Raw genomic sequence first — 15,304 nt, forward strand, 5'->3', positions numbered from 1 at the left:
GCCCCCGCCCCTGCGCGTGTCGCGCTCGCGCGCACGTGGATGCTCCGCTCGCCGCTCGCGGGCGGCCTCGAGACCGCGGCCGACGTGCTCGTGCTCGACCTCGAGGACGGGCTGCCCGCCGGTCGCAAGGCCGAGGGACGGGATCGCGCGCGTCGGGCGGCCGCCGAGTCGCCCGTGTGGCTGCGCATCAGCGCCGCGGGCACGCGCGACGGCGAGGACGATCTCGCCCTCGGACGCGAGCTCGAGGATCGACTCGCCGGGGTGGTGCTGGCGATGTGCGCCGGACCCGACGACGTCGCCCACGTCGCGGCATCCCTTCCCGAGGGCGTCCCCGTGGTCGCGATGATCGAGTCGGCGGCGGCCCTGCTGGTCGCCCCCGCGATCGCCGCCCACCCCGCGACGCGCCGCCTGGCGTTCGGAACGGGTGACTTCCGTCGCGACACGGGCATGGGCGCCGACCGCCTGGCGCTGTCGTGGCCGCGGGCGCAGCTCGTGGTCGCCTCGGCCGCCGCGGGGATCGCGGGCCCGATCGACGGCCCGTGCGGCCCGGTCGATCAGGCGCGGGATGCCGCGACGCACGCCGTGGCGATGGGCTTCACCGGGACGCTCGCCCTGCACGATGCCGCCGTCGCGGGCGCTCACGCGGGGTTCACCCCCGCGCCGGACGAGGTCGAGCGGGCCCGTGCGCTGCTGGGCGCGACGCCCGACGGTCCCGTCGACGGCTCGTACGCCCCGACGCTGGCGCGGGCCCGGGCCCTGGTCGAGCGCGCCGAGGCCCTCGCCGCGCTCTGACCTCGCGGGTCCCCGGACTCCTCGACGTCTCAGGACCTCAGCGCCTGCGCCGGCCCCATCGCCGCCGCGGCGCGGGAGCCTCGATCGCGGCGGCCGCCTCGCGGGCCCGGCGTCGCTCGGCCCAGGCCGCGACCTCGGCATCCACGTCCACCGTCGGCGTCACGACGGGCGGGCCGCCCAGCAGCTGCCGACGGGCCTCGATCACCCGACGGTTGAAGTCCTCGAGGGCGTCGCGCACCTCGGCCTCGCGCGCGATGGCATCCATGCGCTCCGCCCTCTCGGCGTACTCCACCCGCAGGGTGAGGGCCGGAGGCCCCAGGCCGGTGAGCTGCTCGGTCTCGATCTTGCGCCGGATCCACCAGTCGGGGTCGTGCGACTCCCCGAGACCGGTGAGGGGTTTTCCGGCGCCGGGCAGGTCGTCGAACTCACCGCGGCGGATCGCCTGCTGGATCGCCGTCTCGACGAACGCCGCACGTTCGGCCGCGGTGGATCCGCGTTCCGGTGCCGAGCGTGTGGGCTCGGGTTCCAGCCCCGCCCCGCGCAGCGCGCGGTCGAGGCGGTAGCGTTCGGCCGCCTGGCGGGGATCGTCGCTCATGCCGCCTCCGGCGTCTCCCGCTCCAGGCGGCGCAGACGCACCCGGGCCATGTCCTGAGCGCGGGGTCCGGAGCCGAGGGCACGTTCCGTGATGCGCAGCACGAGGCGTGTCAGTCCGAGCACGGGCAGGGGCCACCGCTTGACCCCGAGCATCTTGCGGTAGCGGCGCGGGATGGTCGCCACGGCCGCGGCGAACAGCACGCGGTACGACAGGCCCATCACCCCGGGGAACGGCGGCTTGCGCAGGAAGCGGACGACGTCGGCGACTCGCTCGTCGCCGCGCAGCTCGCCCCGGTCGTAGAAGCCGTCGATCTCGGCGCGCAGAGCGTCGCGGGTGAGCGGCGGATCGACGACGCGCATCAGCCGTCCCGCTGTCGCCCAGTCGGCGACGTAGCCGTCGGCGCCGCCGGGGATCGGCTGGCGCGACACCTCGTGCCCGGCCAGGAAGGCGTCGGTGAACGCCAGGTGCACCCAGCGCACCAGGTCGGCCGCCTCGGCGGTGTAGGCGCGCTCCGAGCCGTCGCCGGCACGGTACTCGCCCTTCACGCGCTGATGGAAGCGTCCGACGCGGCGGGTCTCGGCATCCGCCTGCGTCCGGGAACCATAGGTGAGGGTGATGACCCAGCGCACCGTGCCCGTGAGGCGTCCGATGGGGTCCTCACGGTAGCGGGACCAGTCGTGCACGCCCGCGAGGGCGCCGGGGTGCAGAGCCTGCAGGAGAAGGGCGCGGATGCCGGCGACCAGCGTCCCCATCCCCGCGTGCACGGTCCACGCGGGGCCGTTCTCGGCGAAGTAGCCCGTGTCGTCCCCGTCGGCGATGGCGCGCACGTACGGGGCCATGCCGGTCGGGTCGCCCGCGAGAGCGACGAGGATCTTGCCCCGCAACGACTGGATCCAGCCGGGAGCGGAGGGGTAGGTCGCGTCGGTCACCCTTCCAGCGTGCCACCGTCTGAGCGGGTGGGCGCGGGAAGGGCGGCCGGGTCAGTGACCTTCGTGCGAGATCACAGGAACGGTGCCGTCGTCGCGCAACAGCACGGCGTCCTGCGTGGCGCCGAGAGCGGGGGTGACCAGCACCGCGACGACGGCGGCGGCCACGAGAAGGCCGATCACGCTCATCGGCTGCGCGGTGCGGGGTGCGCCGGAGTCGCGGCGCAGACGACGCAGATGCGTCGCGGCGGTCGCTCCGACGACGACCAGCAGAACGGATGCCGCGGCCACACCGATGATGCTGGTGTGCGCCGGGGCGAGGAACATCAAGCCGGTGGTCGCCACGAGGGCGAGCAGCACGCCGGCCAGCGTCGCCCGGGGGAGGACGAAGCGTCCGGTCGACAGGGCGGCGGCGCCCCACGCCAGGCCCGCCAGGCCCAGGACGACCATCCCGATTCCGAGGCCGCGCGCGGCGGCCCCGGAATCGGCACGGACGACCGCACCCGCGCCGAGGGCGGCGACGATGAGGCCGGCCCCCCACGCGGATACGGAGGGCCACGACCTCACGAAGGTCGCGGCAGTCATCGTCAGACCGCCGCGGTACGCGGGATGCTGCGCTCGGTGCCGAGACCGACACCCAGCAGCACGACCGCGCTGGCGAGGTGGAGGAAGTGGTCGGCGGTGTTCAGCGCGAGGATGTTCGCGGCGGTGCCGACCAGGAAGAAGCCGACGATACCGAGCAGCAGGTAGACGGCGCCGACCGTGGTGTTGACGCCCTTGGCGGCACGGGCGTTGGCCAAGCCGGCGACGAGCAGCGCGGCACCGATCAGCAGGTGCGCGATGTTGTGCAGCGGGTTGACCGCGAAGATGCCGAGGAGCAGTCCGCCCTCGGTGGCGATGAAGCCGACGCCGCCGGTGACGGCGAATCCGAGCAGACCGACGAGCAGGTAGACGGCGCCGAAGATGGTGGCGACGAGACGGTTGGGTGAAGAGCTCATGGTGAACCTCCCAGTGTGTTGACAGCGACCGTTCGGGCGCCTTTACACATCTTCGGAGACAATGCGCTGTTCGGATTGCCCTTTGCGGGCAGGGGCCGTCTTCGGGTAGAACCCGGATACGACAGAAGGCCCCCGAGTACGCTCCGAGGCCCTCCGCGACGATTCCGACGGTACGAGCGGCCCCGGTGCGATCGGAGGGGATTGCGCTTTTCGGGGTGGTGACGTAATCGCGGCTCTGAGACACTCGCCGCATGCGTTTCGAGACGACCCTGTCGCAGACGGGCAACAACACCGGCATCGAGGTTCCCGCCGACGTCGTGGAGCAGCTGGGCGGCGGCAAGCGCCCCGCGGTGCTGGTCGACGTGAACGGCTACTCCTACCAGAGCACCATCGGGGTGATGGGCGGGCGGTTCCTCATCCCGTTCTCGTCCGACAAGCGCGCGGCGACGGGTCTCGCGGGCGGGGATGCCATCACCGTCGAGTTGACGCTCGACACGGCGCCGCGCACGGTCGAGATTCCCGACGACCTCGCCGCGGCGCTGGCGGCGGCCGGGGCACGGGGCGCCTTCGACGCCCTTTCGCCGAGCGCGCGCAAGGCGCACGTGACGAAGGTCACGTCGGCGAAGGCGGCCGAAACGCGCACCCGCCGCGTCGAGGCCGTCGTCGCCGCCCTCACCTGAGCGCCGCCGGCACCGCGTCTCGACCCCGCCGGACGATAGCCTGGAGCGGGAGGTCCCGTGGGGCGCACGAAAGAGGCCATCGCCGAAGGGCTGTCCATCGCGACGGCGGCGGCGCGACTCGCGGTGCGCAACCGCATCCTCGTCGACACCATCGCGCGCGGCGGGCACTTCGACGGCGAAGTGTTCGGCGAGTACGCGCGCGCGACCGTCCGGGCGCTCGCCGACGAGCAGGATCAGGCCGCCGAGCGCGTGACGCACCAGCGCAAGCGCGCCTGGGGTCGCTTCTCGGACTCGTCGGGGACGCATGACTACCGCGATCGCGACACGCGCAACCTGCGTCGCCGGGCGAAGCAGTCGCGCGGTGTCGCGAAGGAGCTGCGGGCACTCGCCGACGACCCCGACCGGGTCGCCGAGCTGGTCGCGGATGCGCGGATCGCCGCGTGGGGCGATGTCGAGGCCAACCTGACCAAGAGGCTCGACGTCGAGGGCATGACGGCGGACGCCGATCCCGAGTACGCGCAGATGCGCAAGGCGCGCATGGACGCCCTGCGCATGGTCGACCTCGCCCGCCTCGCTTCGCAGGCGAAGCGTCGGGCGAAAGAGAAGGCGGCGGCCGCCGACGAGACCCCGGACGTCGAGACCGACGAGCCGCCCGCCGAGGGCAAGAGCGGCAAGAAGAAGAAGTCCGCCTCGCGCTGAGTCCCCGTCCCACGCCCGCCCGGGTGGCATCTCGTCCGGGTGTCGTCGGTCGCTCCGGCGCCGATGTGGGTAGCCTCGGCGGCGACGAGAGGCGGTTCCCATGGCGCGACGACGGTTCGGACGCACGACGCGCGTGGCGCGCCCCGGCTACGCGATCGTGGCGGTGAGTGCGCGCGACGCGAACGGCTTCGTCCATCACTACGACGAGATCGAGACGCCGCTCGGCTCGCTCCACGAGGCGGTCGCCATCCTGCAGCTGCACTCGACGAGGATGGATGCCGCTCACGCGGGCGAAGAATCCGCGTAGCCGGCACTGCTGTGGGGTGACGAGGCCGCGCGCACGGCATCCGGAGACGGAAAAAGCCCCGGCTGGAATTTCTTCACAGCCGGGGCTTGTCACTGTCTCAACACAGTGTGCGCCTACTGGGACGCTACTTGAATTCTCGAACAGAGGTGGAGAAGATCCGTGACCTCTGTAAGCGAGCGACTTCCGAGCGAGTCGAGCGCACCCCTGTGAACGACCAGCCGGCTCGCACGTCGTTCTCGAAGCTCAAACCCGCGCAGTGCGACGAGATCCTCCACCGCTACCAGGCCGGCGATCGCCCTGTCGACATCGCTCGAGACTTCGGCGTCACGGAGTGGACAATTCAGAATGTACGCAAGCGCGCCGGGGTGCCGACGAGACCGAAGGGTTTGAGTGAACAGGCGTTGGCTCGTGCGGCGGAGCTGTACGCCGAAGGAGTCTCGTTCCGCAAGATCGCGATCGCTGTTGGCTGTCACGCAAGGACTGTGGCCGCTGAGATCAGAGCTCGTAACGCGGGAAGTCGATAAGGAAAGAAGCTCCTGGCCGAGGTGACGTTAGTTACCTCGGCCAGGAGCTGTGTGGTCACCAATCGACGACCTCGAACGACGCGTTCGTGTTCGGCTCGTTTGGGATGGCTTGCCAGAGGAGCGAATCGTTCACGATCGGGTCGTCCCAGACGATTCGTACGCGGACAATGTCCTCGAAGGTGTCAAAGCCGGATCTCACCACCCAGCCTTCGAGGTACCAGCCTGGGATTTCCCAATCTCCTACCGGAGTCGAACCTGGCACGAAACCGAATGCGTCGTACCGGGCTTCGGCTTTCACAACAACGACCGGGATCCTGGCGGACTTGCCGGCGTTGGTGAGGTAGATCGGAACGATACGCGAGTACGTCGATGTGAACAACGATTCCTGAATTCTGTCCAACAGTTTGTCAGGTTCATCGATCACCCAATCGTGGATCGGTTCTCCTGGCTGAAAGCCCATCTGGGCCAGGCGGGCAGATCCGTCGTCCTCTGCGTGTGACGACATAAGTGACTCCTCAAGCTTCATGCCCCGAGTCGCGGGGTAAGCGAGGTCACTGTTCATCAGAGACCTGAAGATGTCCAGTCGCAGGAGCTAGGCAGCATCAGGTCTCGATGACCATCTATTTATAGAACATATGTACTATATTGTCAACAGGTTGGGCAATTGGATTAGCGGTCTCCCCGCGGTCGCTTCGCACCCGTAACGGGGCCGCAGCATGTTCTCGGACGAGGTCGACCGAGCCCCCCGGTTGAAACGGCAGGAACATCGCTCCGCAAGATCGCCATCGCGGTCGGGTACGACACGAGGACAGTCACCAAAGAGCTGCGCCCGCGGCCTCTGGACGTGGCACGCATGGCCGCTTACCAGCGAGTCGCAACCGCTGAGTCTTCAGCCTCCAAACGAACTGACGACCGTCCGCAGGTCGGTCGCGTCGGTGGTCATCGATACGCTGAGATCAGATTGCCAGAGGAGCACCATGGGTTTCGAGTCAGCCAAACATGTCGAGCAGGTTCTGCGTGAAATCCCCGGCGGTCAGATTCCGTAGAGCTTCAGCGCTACGTGGTTCACAATGAGCCGCCGCCCGTCCTTATCGAACGCGAAGTGGATTCGCCCGACTTCGTTCGGCTTGACTGCGTCACGCACCTTGACGTGGGGCACCTGGTCGCGTCGTTTCCCGTCAAAGTCAAAGTAGCGCAGTGACTTGTTCTTCTCGATCGTGTCGTCGGCGGTCGAGACGTTCAAACCAAAGTTCTGCTTGAACCAGTCGTCGATGTGCCCGATTGAACCTGGGTCGTCGCTGTAGAGCTTTTGCGCCGCCCGCGACAACGCGATCAGCGCCTCAGTCATATCGGTGGGATCGGGGTACGCGATCTTCTTCCAAGAGCGCCCGGCTGCTTCGGTGAAGACGATACGAGAGTCACTCGCATCCGTAAGCCCTAGAAAAGTATCCGTGGGGTCGGACGACTCCACCAACGGAAGAATCTCCTCCCAGGGGTCTGTCTCGGCTTCCTCGACGGGCTCGTACTGCGCGAGGTATTGCCCCTTCCAGTAGTCCACCTGTGCCTGCAGATCTTCCGCTGTATCGGCGCGCGCCTTGAGGGCTTCGACGTCGTGGGCGTACGACTCCGCCAGCTCCTGAGCTTCGTTGAGGTCGGCGTCCAAGATCGCCACCTGCGCGAGCAAGGCATCTCGCTCGGCGCCGATATCGGCTGCTTCTCGAGCAAGACGAACGCGCGCATCGGCATCAGCACGCGCGGCCCGCTGGACTTTCTGACGAGCGCGCCGCCACCCCTCGTCAACACCGCGGGTAAGCGCCGCGACGGGAGCCAGTCTAGGCATCAGACGATTACGAAGCACCTCGCGGTCCGCCGCAGCCTCCACCTGCGCGGCCGTAACGTCGATGCCGGGCGCCGCAAGATCGGACCACACGAGTCGGGCGCCACCAAAGGGTACCTGAAGCCCGGGGATGGCGGTTTGGAGTGCCTCCCGAGTCGAGTAGGTGAGCGTGACGACTCTCGCGAGCCCAATGAGCTTGCTGGCTGCGACGAAAGCAGCGTCTCGGATCTCCGTCGACCTGCTGTGCACCAACAGAATCGGCAGGCGTGAAGGTGACTTCAACGCGGCCACCAGAGCGCCAACCTCATCTGCATCCCGCACCATCTGGAAGCGTTGATCGACATGCTGCCCACCGATACTGAGGCGTAGCGATTCGTCCCGCGCGACTGACCCCACAATGCCGGGCTGGAAAACACTTGTGCTGCGAACCGGCGTCAGCGCTCCACCGAGGTACTCCCTGCTGATACCAGCGCGGAAGCTCACGCGGCCCGCAACTTCACTGACCGTGACGCGGGTAGTGAGTTCGACTCCGGACTCGAGCGTCTGCTGCACCGACAGCCTCATCGCGCGGTCTGCACCGACTGCGATCGACTCCCATACTGCAATGCGGTCGGAGATGATCAACTCACCCACCTCAATTGGGGGTAGCGTCGCACTTCCTGACTCGAGCAGATCCGACACAAGGACGACGACCTCAGTTCCTCGGCTCAGCCAGTGCGCGACATGATCAAGCAGTAGCCCGAAGGCAGAGTCTCCCTCTCGTACAGAAGAGACGTCGAAGTCGACCACATACAGAAGGTGCATCAGCGCCGCCTTTCGCGTGTCAGAGAGCGTCCCGTGGCTTCAGACCGCGCAGGGACTCCGCTACTTCGCCCGAGCTTATCGACTGCCCCGAGACAGCGGGTTCTACAGTCGATCGATCCAAGTGTCTTCTTCGCGGTCTGCCCATGCATTGCCGGTACTGGGCCGTCCCGACCACGCCGCCCGACTGCGAAGCATCTGAATCAGCACGTTAGCCGGACCGACCTCAAGCTCTGCCACAGACCCGATCCGGACACCGGTCAGCTCGGCTACTACGTCGAACTGCGCTCGGGCTTCAACGACGCCGATCTGCGCGAACAAGTCGCGGATCGTTTGTCGTTGAAGTGCGGTCATCGGCGTCGGCGCCGCTTGCTCTTCTGTGGGCACCGAATCGTCGAGATCGAATAGTCCGCCATCCATGGCTTCTATCCTGCCGGATCGGCTGGGCCGCGGCGTCTGACCGGCGCGCACCGGCGGCCGTGACTACTGCCCCCCGGAGGCGCCCTTGGCTTCCGCGGACCGACCAGTGACGGCCTGGAACCCCTCTGCAGTTGAGCACTGCTTGATGAGGTACTTCACCCACGCCTCCGTGTACCCGTAGCCACGGCCCAGCGCGTCGTACATGCAGTACTTCTCGTCTGTACGCTCGGGCTTGTCGCTGCCATTCACCGGACGGATCTTCTTGATCTGCCAGGCCCGAAGGAAATGGTGGCTCGTGAAGCGGTACGGAACCGCATCCGCGACCTTGAGTTCCGCCTCACGAGGACGAAGCAGCCCATGCCCCACGACGGGACGGCTCTGCTCGCGGACGATGGTCTGTCCACGGCGGCCCATCTCGGCTACGGCGGATCGCTCCTCCTCGGTCATGTCATCCCAGCGAGTGAATTGCATCGACATGGCATCAGCATCACGGGAAGCCATCTCAAGAACGACCCGCAGACGAAGCTCAAACCGAGAATCGGCAGCTGTCGCTTCAGGCAGGCCGGAATGGTACTGCGCGATGAACCGCTTGAGGTCTGCGGGCAGGCGGTCGCGCAACTTGAGCAACGCCTGCTCACCGTCGGTGGTGAACGTGCCGACGAACACCGGAAATCTCAGAATCTCCGCCAGCGAGTACTTGGCGCCGAATGTGCTGACGAGCTCATCCTCAAAGTTCAGCAAGAATGCTTGGGCGTGACCGCTGACGGTGAGACCAAGATCGCGATCTGTCGACGCATGCCGGTGCTCTACTCGATTTCGGAGCGCGATGAAGAACTCGAGGTTTCGACGGACGGGATCGTCAGCATTCGTCCACCGTTCCGCGACGCACTTGGCAAGTTCCCATCGCTTGTGCTCGCCATCGACCACGACGAACCGGCGCGGGTCGTCCGGCCGCCTGTAGCGATAGTCAATGCCGTCACGGGCGAAGCGCGCCTGCAGCAGATACAGCCACGCAAGGTGCATGTGGACGACGAATCCCTCAAACGCTCTGCTCTGACCGGAGTCGTTGTAGAGGCGCACTGCAAGCGTGGCTTCGTCGATCGACGCACGAAGGGTACTGATCCAGCGAGCGGGGCGAGGCATGTCGTTCGCGCTCAGGTGAGGAGCGACGCCTCCTGTTCTCGATGCTCGACGGCAGAAGCTAGGGCCGCCAGCACATCATCGATGGCGATCTTCATATCTGTTTCCCCGGCGGTGGGCGTGGCGTGAACGAAACCAATCTTGGCGTCGTCGGCAGATGGAATCTGGGGGCGCGCTGCGCAGCTCACGATGTGCACGGAAGTGATGGCCGGCACGCGGTCACTTCCCACTCTCCGGATCCCGTAGAGATACTTGGCGCTCTCAGAGAGCACGTCCTCCGGGAGCATCTTTGCCCACGCCTTCGCGTCGAGCACCGCGACCTCGGTGAAGTCGCCACGGGTTGCGGTCACTACGACGTCTGGCAGGAGTGTGCTTGCCACAAGCGCTCGGAAGTTGTCCTGCCCGATCTCAGTCGCACGCCCGATCGCTGGCTTTACTAGCAGGTCGATTGTCATCGCGTCGGTCTCCCACGACGCGATCGCTCCCTCACTAACCGACGCCGCCAACTCCAGGCGCTCACTCACACGATCCCGCACGGTGACGGCGAGCCACGCCTCAAACAACTCGTCGGTGTCCAATAGCGGCACCGCCTGGTCACCGCGCTGCCGCGCGAGGAGTTCGGTGAGCACCCGCATGCATGCCGCCGCAAATCGTGTGAACGCAGGGGGCCAGGACGAAGGATCCGGATCCGCCTGATGCGGTGGGGCGGCCGCGAGTAGACCAACGTGATTGATCGGTCCCGTGATCCGGCTCAGCGCCCGGCGATCTCCGTCACCCAACGTGGTCTGCACGAGGCCCGCGACCTCGAGAGCTAGTGAAGAGACCGCCGAGAGCGTGATGCGTTCACCCCGACCAAACCACCGCGCAGAGCGCGTCACCGCAGTGTTCCCCTCGTGCTGAGACAGGTAGCCAACGCGAGTTACCTCACGCTCTGTATATCCCAGGTCTTCGAAACCGCCCCCGATTCCTACGGGCACCCAGCGAAGCTCACGCCCGATTCTCATCGGCCAACTATTCAGCAGCCGCTTCGCCTCGAACGCGCACAACTCAAGCGCATGCCAGTCGGCGAGGATCCGGGTGCGCCCGATCGCCTCTGGTTCTGCGTACGCGTCCTCGGGGCTTGTGAGCGCGAGGCGAGACCGCCAGCTCGCAAGGTCACGGCCCGCCTCCCACAGCTTCTCGAGATCCAGTGCCGTGAAGTTGCCACTCGACGGCACATCGAGGTCGAACATGCGCAACTCGCGTCCGGCGAGGAAAGGGAGAACGAGACGGCCCGCGAACGACCGATCCGCGGGCTCGACGATCTGTAGGTCGTCGCCGTATGCCTCAATTGCCAGTCCGTAGGGAAGCGCGGGTGTCAGTGGGCGGCCTTCGACCCGCACACTTACGATTGCGCGTCCGTTTCGGAGGTAGTCGAGACGAGTCAGCTCAACGCTCCCCAGAAGTCGGGCGAAGGGCCGAACGTCTGCCCCTGCAGCGCAGTCTTCAGGCGATCCACGCGGCTTGCGAGGACGCTCGTGGGCGCGATGTCAGGGAGGCCTTCGATAGCGGCGGCGAACTGGTGCGCTGACAACGTCGGCAAGACGAAGTGGAGAATCGCGTTGTCGACCGCAGTCGCGACGACGACGCTATCGGGCTGCGGCTCATCCTCACCGGCGAGCTCCACGTACCAGGCGATGTAGAAGAGTGCCTTCTGATAGGAGCGGAAGTTCACCGCCTCTGTACCGATGACCTCACTCAGCTGCTTTCCCCTGCGGAGAAGAGCCTCTTCGTAGACGTCGGAGCCTGACTCGTTGTACCGAGCGAAGGCTGAGGACGGCCTCCCAAGTGTGGTGCTCGCCGGCCCGTCCGCCTCTTCCATCGAGGGCTGCGACAGGATGTCCGCCGACACACGTGCCTCCTCGATTGAGGGCGTATCGGTGAGGATCACGCACGCACGACTCGCGACCTTGCGTGCGGGCGACGGAGAGTCGGCGTCCACGTTGATCGTCGCAAAGAAGCGCGGGTACGGTGCGAGCGTCAGCCTCGAGGGCACCGTCACGTCAACGTCCATCGTTGACACATCGTCACTCCGCGAGTGGAGACGGAAGTCGAGCGCGCCGGCCTCCGTACCACCCAGGCCGTGCACAAGCGCGGAGAGGTAACCCTCGATGGGAGAGAGGTTCGCTTCCTCAATTATCACGATGGGCGCATCCTTACGCTCATCAGTCGACCCGAGGGGCAGCAGATCCAGAAGGGGCGACTGCGCGATGAACTGCTGTCCGGCAAGATGCGAGTAGTAGCCGAGGAACTCTTCCTGGCGAGCAAGGAAGCGGCTGCCCTCGAGGCGAGTACGACGGTCTTTCTTCGCGAAGAACGCGGCGAGGGCAGACGCGATCAGCGACTTTCCGCTTCCACTTGGGCCGGCCATAAGCACGAACTGACTGCCGAGCGTCGACGCGAGCAGATCATGGATGTCACCGTCACTCGCAGTGATCCCATAGGCCGTTGCGAACTTCTTGAACTCCTCGATCAGCGATGTGATCTGTTCGATCGGAGCTTCTTCGTAACCATGCCCCTGGACTGCCGCGGTGCCCGGCTGCACATCAGGAGGGGGCCCGAACGACGACCGTTCGAGGAGGGTGGCTGACCACTCGGGTGAGCCGAGGACCGGGACTCCAAGGGGCGTCGGGGTGGTGAAGCGCTCGTACTCCTCGAGCGAGAGCCCGAGCTTGTCAGCCGCGGAGGTCTGGAGCTCGACGGTCGACGGCTCGGATGTCCATTCGATATCACGTGTGAGTAGTACGGCAAGCGCCGGCCCCGCTGGCCCGGTGACACCGAGAGCCTGGTACTCACCGAGCAGCACATCGATCGCGTCAGCGCGGATTCCATTGCCGATGTGGCGGTCGCCGCCGGCCCCGTTGTCGTTGAAGAGCAGCGTCTGTGTGTAGCCACGCGTTGCCTTGTTCCAGACTGTCGAGCGGCCCGCCTGCTCGTTCTTGAGCCAACGCTGCGTTGAGCTCAGATTGATGAATGGGTTGAGCGTGCCCGTTCGTACGTCCGGAACGAGCGTAAACAGGTCGGCCACCGCCCGGTCGGCACCTCGCGTCGAAGAGTCATAGGGAGCGGCGGCGATGCGACGTCCGGCGAGGAACGCCTGAGTCCAGTTCGAGTCGGCCGTTCGGCGGACGTGCTCGCTGAGCTGATGTAGCGCAGTTTCGAGCGCCTCCTCGGAGACTCGTGTCATTTTGGCGCCCACCTCTGCACTCGACTTTGACTAGTGGCTCCAGAGTCTAACGGTGGCTCCCGACATGGCCCGGCTCCCATGATTCCGGGGCTCGAGCGGCAAATGTCGGCGGCCCAAGGTTCAATGAGCCGGACCACGGTTTTCGCAACACGGCGCCGGGTCCAACTCCCGTCAACAAGTAATGGCAAGGTGGACACTATGGGACCAGACCGACCTCGCGTGGTAGCGCTGAAGCAAGGGGTCCAACTCCCCGATATTAAGCCCCAGACCCCGGTCGCCGCCCTCAATCGTCCGGCGTGGTTGTCCCGCGAGGAGACGTTCAGCATCGCGGAGGTCGCACCGCTCGTCGGAATGGCACCCACCTTCATCACGAAGGTCCTCGGCCGTCGCGCTCAGCTCTCCGTCCAGGACGTGCTCACTCTGCTCGACCAGGATGCCTTCAGCGAGACCTTCCTGCCCCGGAGCAAGGTGCTGGACTACCTAACGACTGAACGCGAGGCGCCTGCGGCCGACTACCAGACCACGGCCGCGCATCTCCTCATCGAGGGCAACGTCACGGAGGCGCTCGACTTGCTGGAGCCGGGCTCCGTTCAGTGCGTGGTGACGTCGACGCCGTACTGGGGTCTCCGCATCTACAAAGACTCGAAGCTCGTGCACTGGGCTGACGGGGAAGAGTGCGCCTACGGCCACGAGCAGACACCCGAAGGGTTCATCCGCCACTCCGTCCAGATCCTGTTCCAGCTGCGCGATGTGCTTGCAGATGATGGCTCTATCTGGTGGAACATCATGGACTCGTACAACACCCGCACGCAGATCAGAGGCAACGCCGCCGAGGCGCTCCGCGCGATGCAGGGCAAGGATTCCAAGTCTTGGGCGGACCACGCCGCACGCCGCTACAGCGCCGGCCACTCCTACCTCAAGGACGGCGAGTTGAGCATGATCCCCGTCCAGATCGCGCAGCGGGCGAGCCGGATTGGGCTCTTCGTCAAGAGCCTGATCACATGGGCGAAGACGAGCAGTATGCCGGAACCGCAGAACTCGCGCGTCAGTCGCGGTTCTGAGTTCGTGATCCACCTGACAAAGACACGCACACCGAAGTTCGACCGCGAGGCGTATCGCCGCGTCACCCCAGCGCTCGGTGGCCGCAATATTGGCTACGAGTCCGACAAGCTGGCAGACGTATGGGTGCTCCCCACCTCAAGCGGCAAGAACGGACACGGCGCGCAGTTCCCTACAGCTCTTCCGGGTCGATGCATCGCGCTGAGTACTGCGCCGAATGACCTCGTACTTGACCCATTTGTCGGGAGCGGTAACTCGGGCGTCGCCGCTCGCGCGTTGGGGCGCCGATTCATCGGCATCGATGTCTCGCCCCAGTACATCGGCATCGCGGAAGCAGCGATCAGTAGTGTGCCGCAAAGCGGTTTCGCCGCAGCTACGGACGCATCCACTCATCAGGAACTCCCGATGACCGGAGAGCTCTAACCCACCGCGAGCGACTGATCCGGCTGCGCCACGGCGACGATCGCGACCGTCGCAAGCATCAGGAGCGTTGACAGACGGAAGCCCTCCTTTGCGGCGCGCACGACTGCCGTGTCAGTGGCTGCTGGCTTCATGTAGAACGCGACGCGACGAATCGTTGCGAGCGCCTCGTTCAGGTTGATCTCTTGCATCATCCAACTCCTCTCAGTAGTTGTCCCTTGTTGGACGTGTTTAGTTGGAAGCGTAGGTCACCGGAGACTTGCGCGCAACATGAGACAACTACTTCAGTTGTTGGTAACTTGCTTCCATGAGCGAAAGTTACGCAGACGGCGACGATCGACCAGAGCACGAGGACCCGACCTTTGCAGACCTGATCGTTGGCCCGGAGCGCACGCGCGACAACGAGGGGCTCGGGCGGATCCTCGCAGACTTCCGCCAACTCGCTGGACTGTCGCGCAGCGAGGCCGCTGCCAGACTCAAAGTGTCAACAGAGTACCTGCGCCTGATCGAACTGGGGCGCCGCAGCCCCGCCCTCGGACAGATGCGCGCCTTCATTGACGTGTACGGCATCGACGGCGAGGTGGGGAGACTGCAGCCGGGTGGCGATCGCCCCGACCTGATCCTTATGCCTCCTTACAGCGACGAGCCCGTGACCATCGAGTTCGCGAGTCGGATCCGCGAAGCCCGTCGTCGCGGTATCGATCTCCAGGCGGACGCTGAGGCGCGGCGGGACGCAGTGCGTCGCAGTGAAGCCGAGCTTCCTTCTGAGAACCGGGCGGTCGAGCTCGGCTACATCGTCTCCCTCCTTGCAACGGCCAACGATCGAACACTCGCGAAGGTCTACGACATCCTGGACGGCGACGCTCGGATCTGAGCCTCG

Annotated in this window: 18 protein-coding genes; 7 read left to right on the plus strand and 11 right to left on the minus strand. The window is 66.1% G+C overall.

Going from position 1 to position 15,304, the window contains the following annotated elements:
* Positions 1 to 792 (plus strand): CoA ester lyase (locus DBR36_RS00810; protein WP_108317142.1); only part of this gene is annotated, 792 nt, incomplete at its 5' end.
* Positions 793 to 829: 37 nt separating this feature from the next.
* On the opposite strand, the gene DBR36_RS00815 is transcribed toward DBR36_RS00810, so the two are convergent.
* Genes DBR36_RS00815 through DBR36_RS00830 form a run of 4 tightly spaced genes read right to left on the minus strand, consistent with a single transcriptional unit; the run spans position 830 to position 3,311 of the window.
* A complete protein-coding gene (locus DBR36_RS00815) occupies positions 830 to 1,387 on the minus strand; it encodes a DUF1992 domain-containing protein (protein ID WP_108317143.1) in 558 nt (185 codons plus the stop codon).
* Complete coding sequence (locus tag DBR36_RS00820) at positions 1,384 to 2,316, minus strand: oxygenase MpaB family protein (protein WP_108317144.1); 933 nt, start codon at positions 2,314 to 2,316, stop codon at positions 1,384 to 1,386. Before DBR36_RS00820 ends, DBR36_RS00815 begins: the two co-directional genes overlap by 4 nt.
* Before the next feature lie 51 nt (positions 2,317 to 2,367).
* Entirely contained in the window at positions 2,368 to 2,898 is a 531-nt protein-coding gene (locus tag DBR36_RS00825; RefSeq protein WP_108317145.1) for a hypothetical protein, read from the minus strand.
* A gap of 2 nt (positions 2,899 to 2,900) precedes the next feature.
* Positions 2,901 to 3,311: a DUF4383 domain-containing protein gene (locus tag DBR36_RS00830; RefSeq protein ID WP_108317146.1), complete on the minus strand. Its 411-nt coding sequence runs from the start codon at positions 3,309 to 3,311 to the stop codon at positions 2,901 to 2,903.
* Between the two features lie 251 nt (positions 3,312 to 3,562).
* On the opposite strand from DBR36_RS00830, the gene DBR36_RS00835 reads away from it, so the two are divergent.
* From DBR36_RS00835 to DBR36_RS17135, 4 genes are all read left to right on the plus strand, one after another.
* Positions 3,563 to 3,991, plus strand: coding sequence for a YdeI/OmpD-associated family protein (locus tag DBR36_RS00835; RefSeq protein ID WP_108317147.1), 429 nt, complete (start codon positions 3,563 to 3,565; stop codon positions 3,989 to 3,991).
* 57 nt (positions 3,992 to 4,048) lie between these two features.
* On the plus strand, positions 4,049 to 4,690 hold the full coding sequence (locus tag DBR36_RS00840; RefSeq protein WP_258222493.1) for an asparagine synthase: 642 nt from the start codon (positions 4,049 to 4,051) through the stop codon (positions 4,688 to 4,690).
* 100 nt (positions 4,691 to 4,790) lie between these two features.
* Positions 4,791 to 4,997, plus strand: a complete 207-nt coding sequence (locus DBR36_RS00845) for a hypothetical protein (protein ID WP_108317148.1) — start codon at positions 4,791 to 4,793, stop codon at positions 4,995 to 4,997.
* Between the two features lie 206 nt (positions 4,998 to 5,203).
* Positions 5,204 to 5,521 carry a helix-turn-helix domain-containing protein gene (locus DBR36_RS17135; RefSeq protein WP_146185145.1) on the plus strand — a complete coding sequence of 106 codons (318 nt, stop codon included), beginning with the start codon at positions 5,204 to 5,206 and terminating at the stop codon, positions 5,519 to 5,521.
* Positions 5,522 to 5,576: 55 nt separating this feature from the next.
* Here DBR36_RS17135 and DBR36_RS00850 read toward each other — a convergent pair whose 3' ends face one another.
* The 6 genes from DBR36_RS00850 to DBR36_RS00870 form a co-directional block, all read right to left on the minus strand.
* Positions 5,577 to 6,047, minus strand: coding sequence for a hypothetical protein (locus DBR36_RS00850; RefSeq protein ID WP_146185146.1), 471 nt, complete (start codon positions 6,045 to 6,047; stop codon positions 5,577 to 5,579).
* Positions 6,048 to 6,554: 507 nt separating this feature from the next.
* Positions 6,555 to 8,162, minus strand: coding sequence for a hypothetical protein (locus DBR36_RS00855; protein ID WP_108317150.1), 1,608 nt, complete (start codon positions 8,160 to 8,162; stop codon positions 6,555 to 6,557).
* Between the two features lie 102 nt (positions 8,163 to 8,264).
* The gene (locus DBR36_RS17140; RefSeq protein ID WP_146185148.1) at positions 8,265 to 8,579 is read right to left on the minus strand and encodes a hypothetical protein; all 315 of its coding nucleotides are present in this window, start codon (positions 8,577 to 8,579) and stop codon (positions 8,265 to 8,267) included.
* A 63-nt stretch (positions 8,580 to 8,642) separates the two neighbouring features.
* A complete protein-coding gene (locus DBR36_RS00860; RefSeq protein ID WP_258222494.1) occupies positions 8,643 to 9,722 on the minus strand; it encodes a DUF3644 domain-containing protein in 1,080 nt (359 codons plus the stop codon).
* Positions 9,723 to 9,733: 11 nt separating this feature from the next.
* On the minus strand, positions 9,734 to 11,101 hold the full coding sequence (locus DBR36_RS00865; RefSeq protein ID WP_108317152.1) for a hypothetical protein: 1,368 nt from the start codon (positions 11,099 to 11,101) through the stop codon (positions 9,734 to 9,736).
* Between the two features lie 41 nt (positions 11,102 to 11,142).
* Positions 11,143 to 12,945, minus strand: a complete 1,803-nt coding sequence (locus DBR36_RS00870) for an ATP-binding protein (protein ID WP_108317153.1) — start codon at positions 12,943 to 12,945, stop codon at positions 11,143 to 11,145.
* A gap of 219 nt (positions 12,946 to 13,164) precedes the next feature.
* Between DBR36_RS00870 and DBR36_RS00875 the strand changes: the two genes are divergently transcribed.
* Positions 13,165 to 14,427, plus strand: a complete 1,263-nt coding sequence (locus DBR36_RS00875) for a site-specific DNA-methyltransferase (protein ID WP_258222495.1) — start codon at positions 13,165 to 13,167, stop codon at positions 14,425 to 14,427.
* Here the strand turns inward: DBR36_RS00875 and DBR36_RS00880 are convergent.
* Complete coding sequence (locus DBR36_RS00880) at positions 14,424 to 14,618, minus strand: hypothetical protein (RefSeq protein WP_108317155.1); 195 nt, start codon at positions 14,616 to 14,618, stop codon at positions 14,424 to 14,426. The two genes, DBR36_RS00875 and DBR36_RS00880, sit on opposite strands and share 4 nt — an antisense overlap.
* A gap of 113 nt (positions 14,619 to 14,731) precedes the next feature.
* Between DBR36_RS00880 and DBR36_RS00885 the strand changes: the two genes are divergently transcribed.
* A complete protein-coding gene (locus DBR36_RS00885) occupies positions 14,732 to 15,298 on the plus strand; it encodes a helix-turn-helix transcriptional regulator (RefSeq protein WP_108317156.1) in 567 nt (188 codons plus the stop codon).
* The last annotated feature ends 6 nt before the right edge of the window (positions 15,299 to 15,304 follow it).

Source organism: Microbacterium sp. HMWF026 (genome assembly GCF_003061325.1).
GTDB classification, from domain to species: domain Bacteria; phylum Actinomycetota; class Actinomycetes; order Actinomycetales; family Microbacteriaceae; genus Microbacterium; species Microbacterium testaceum_E.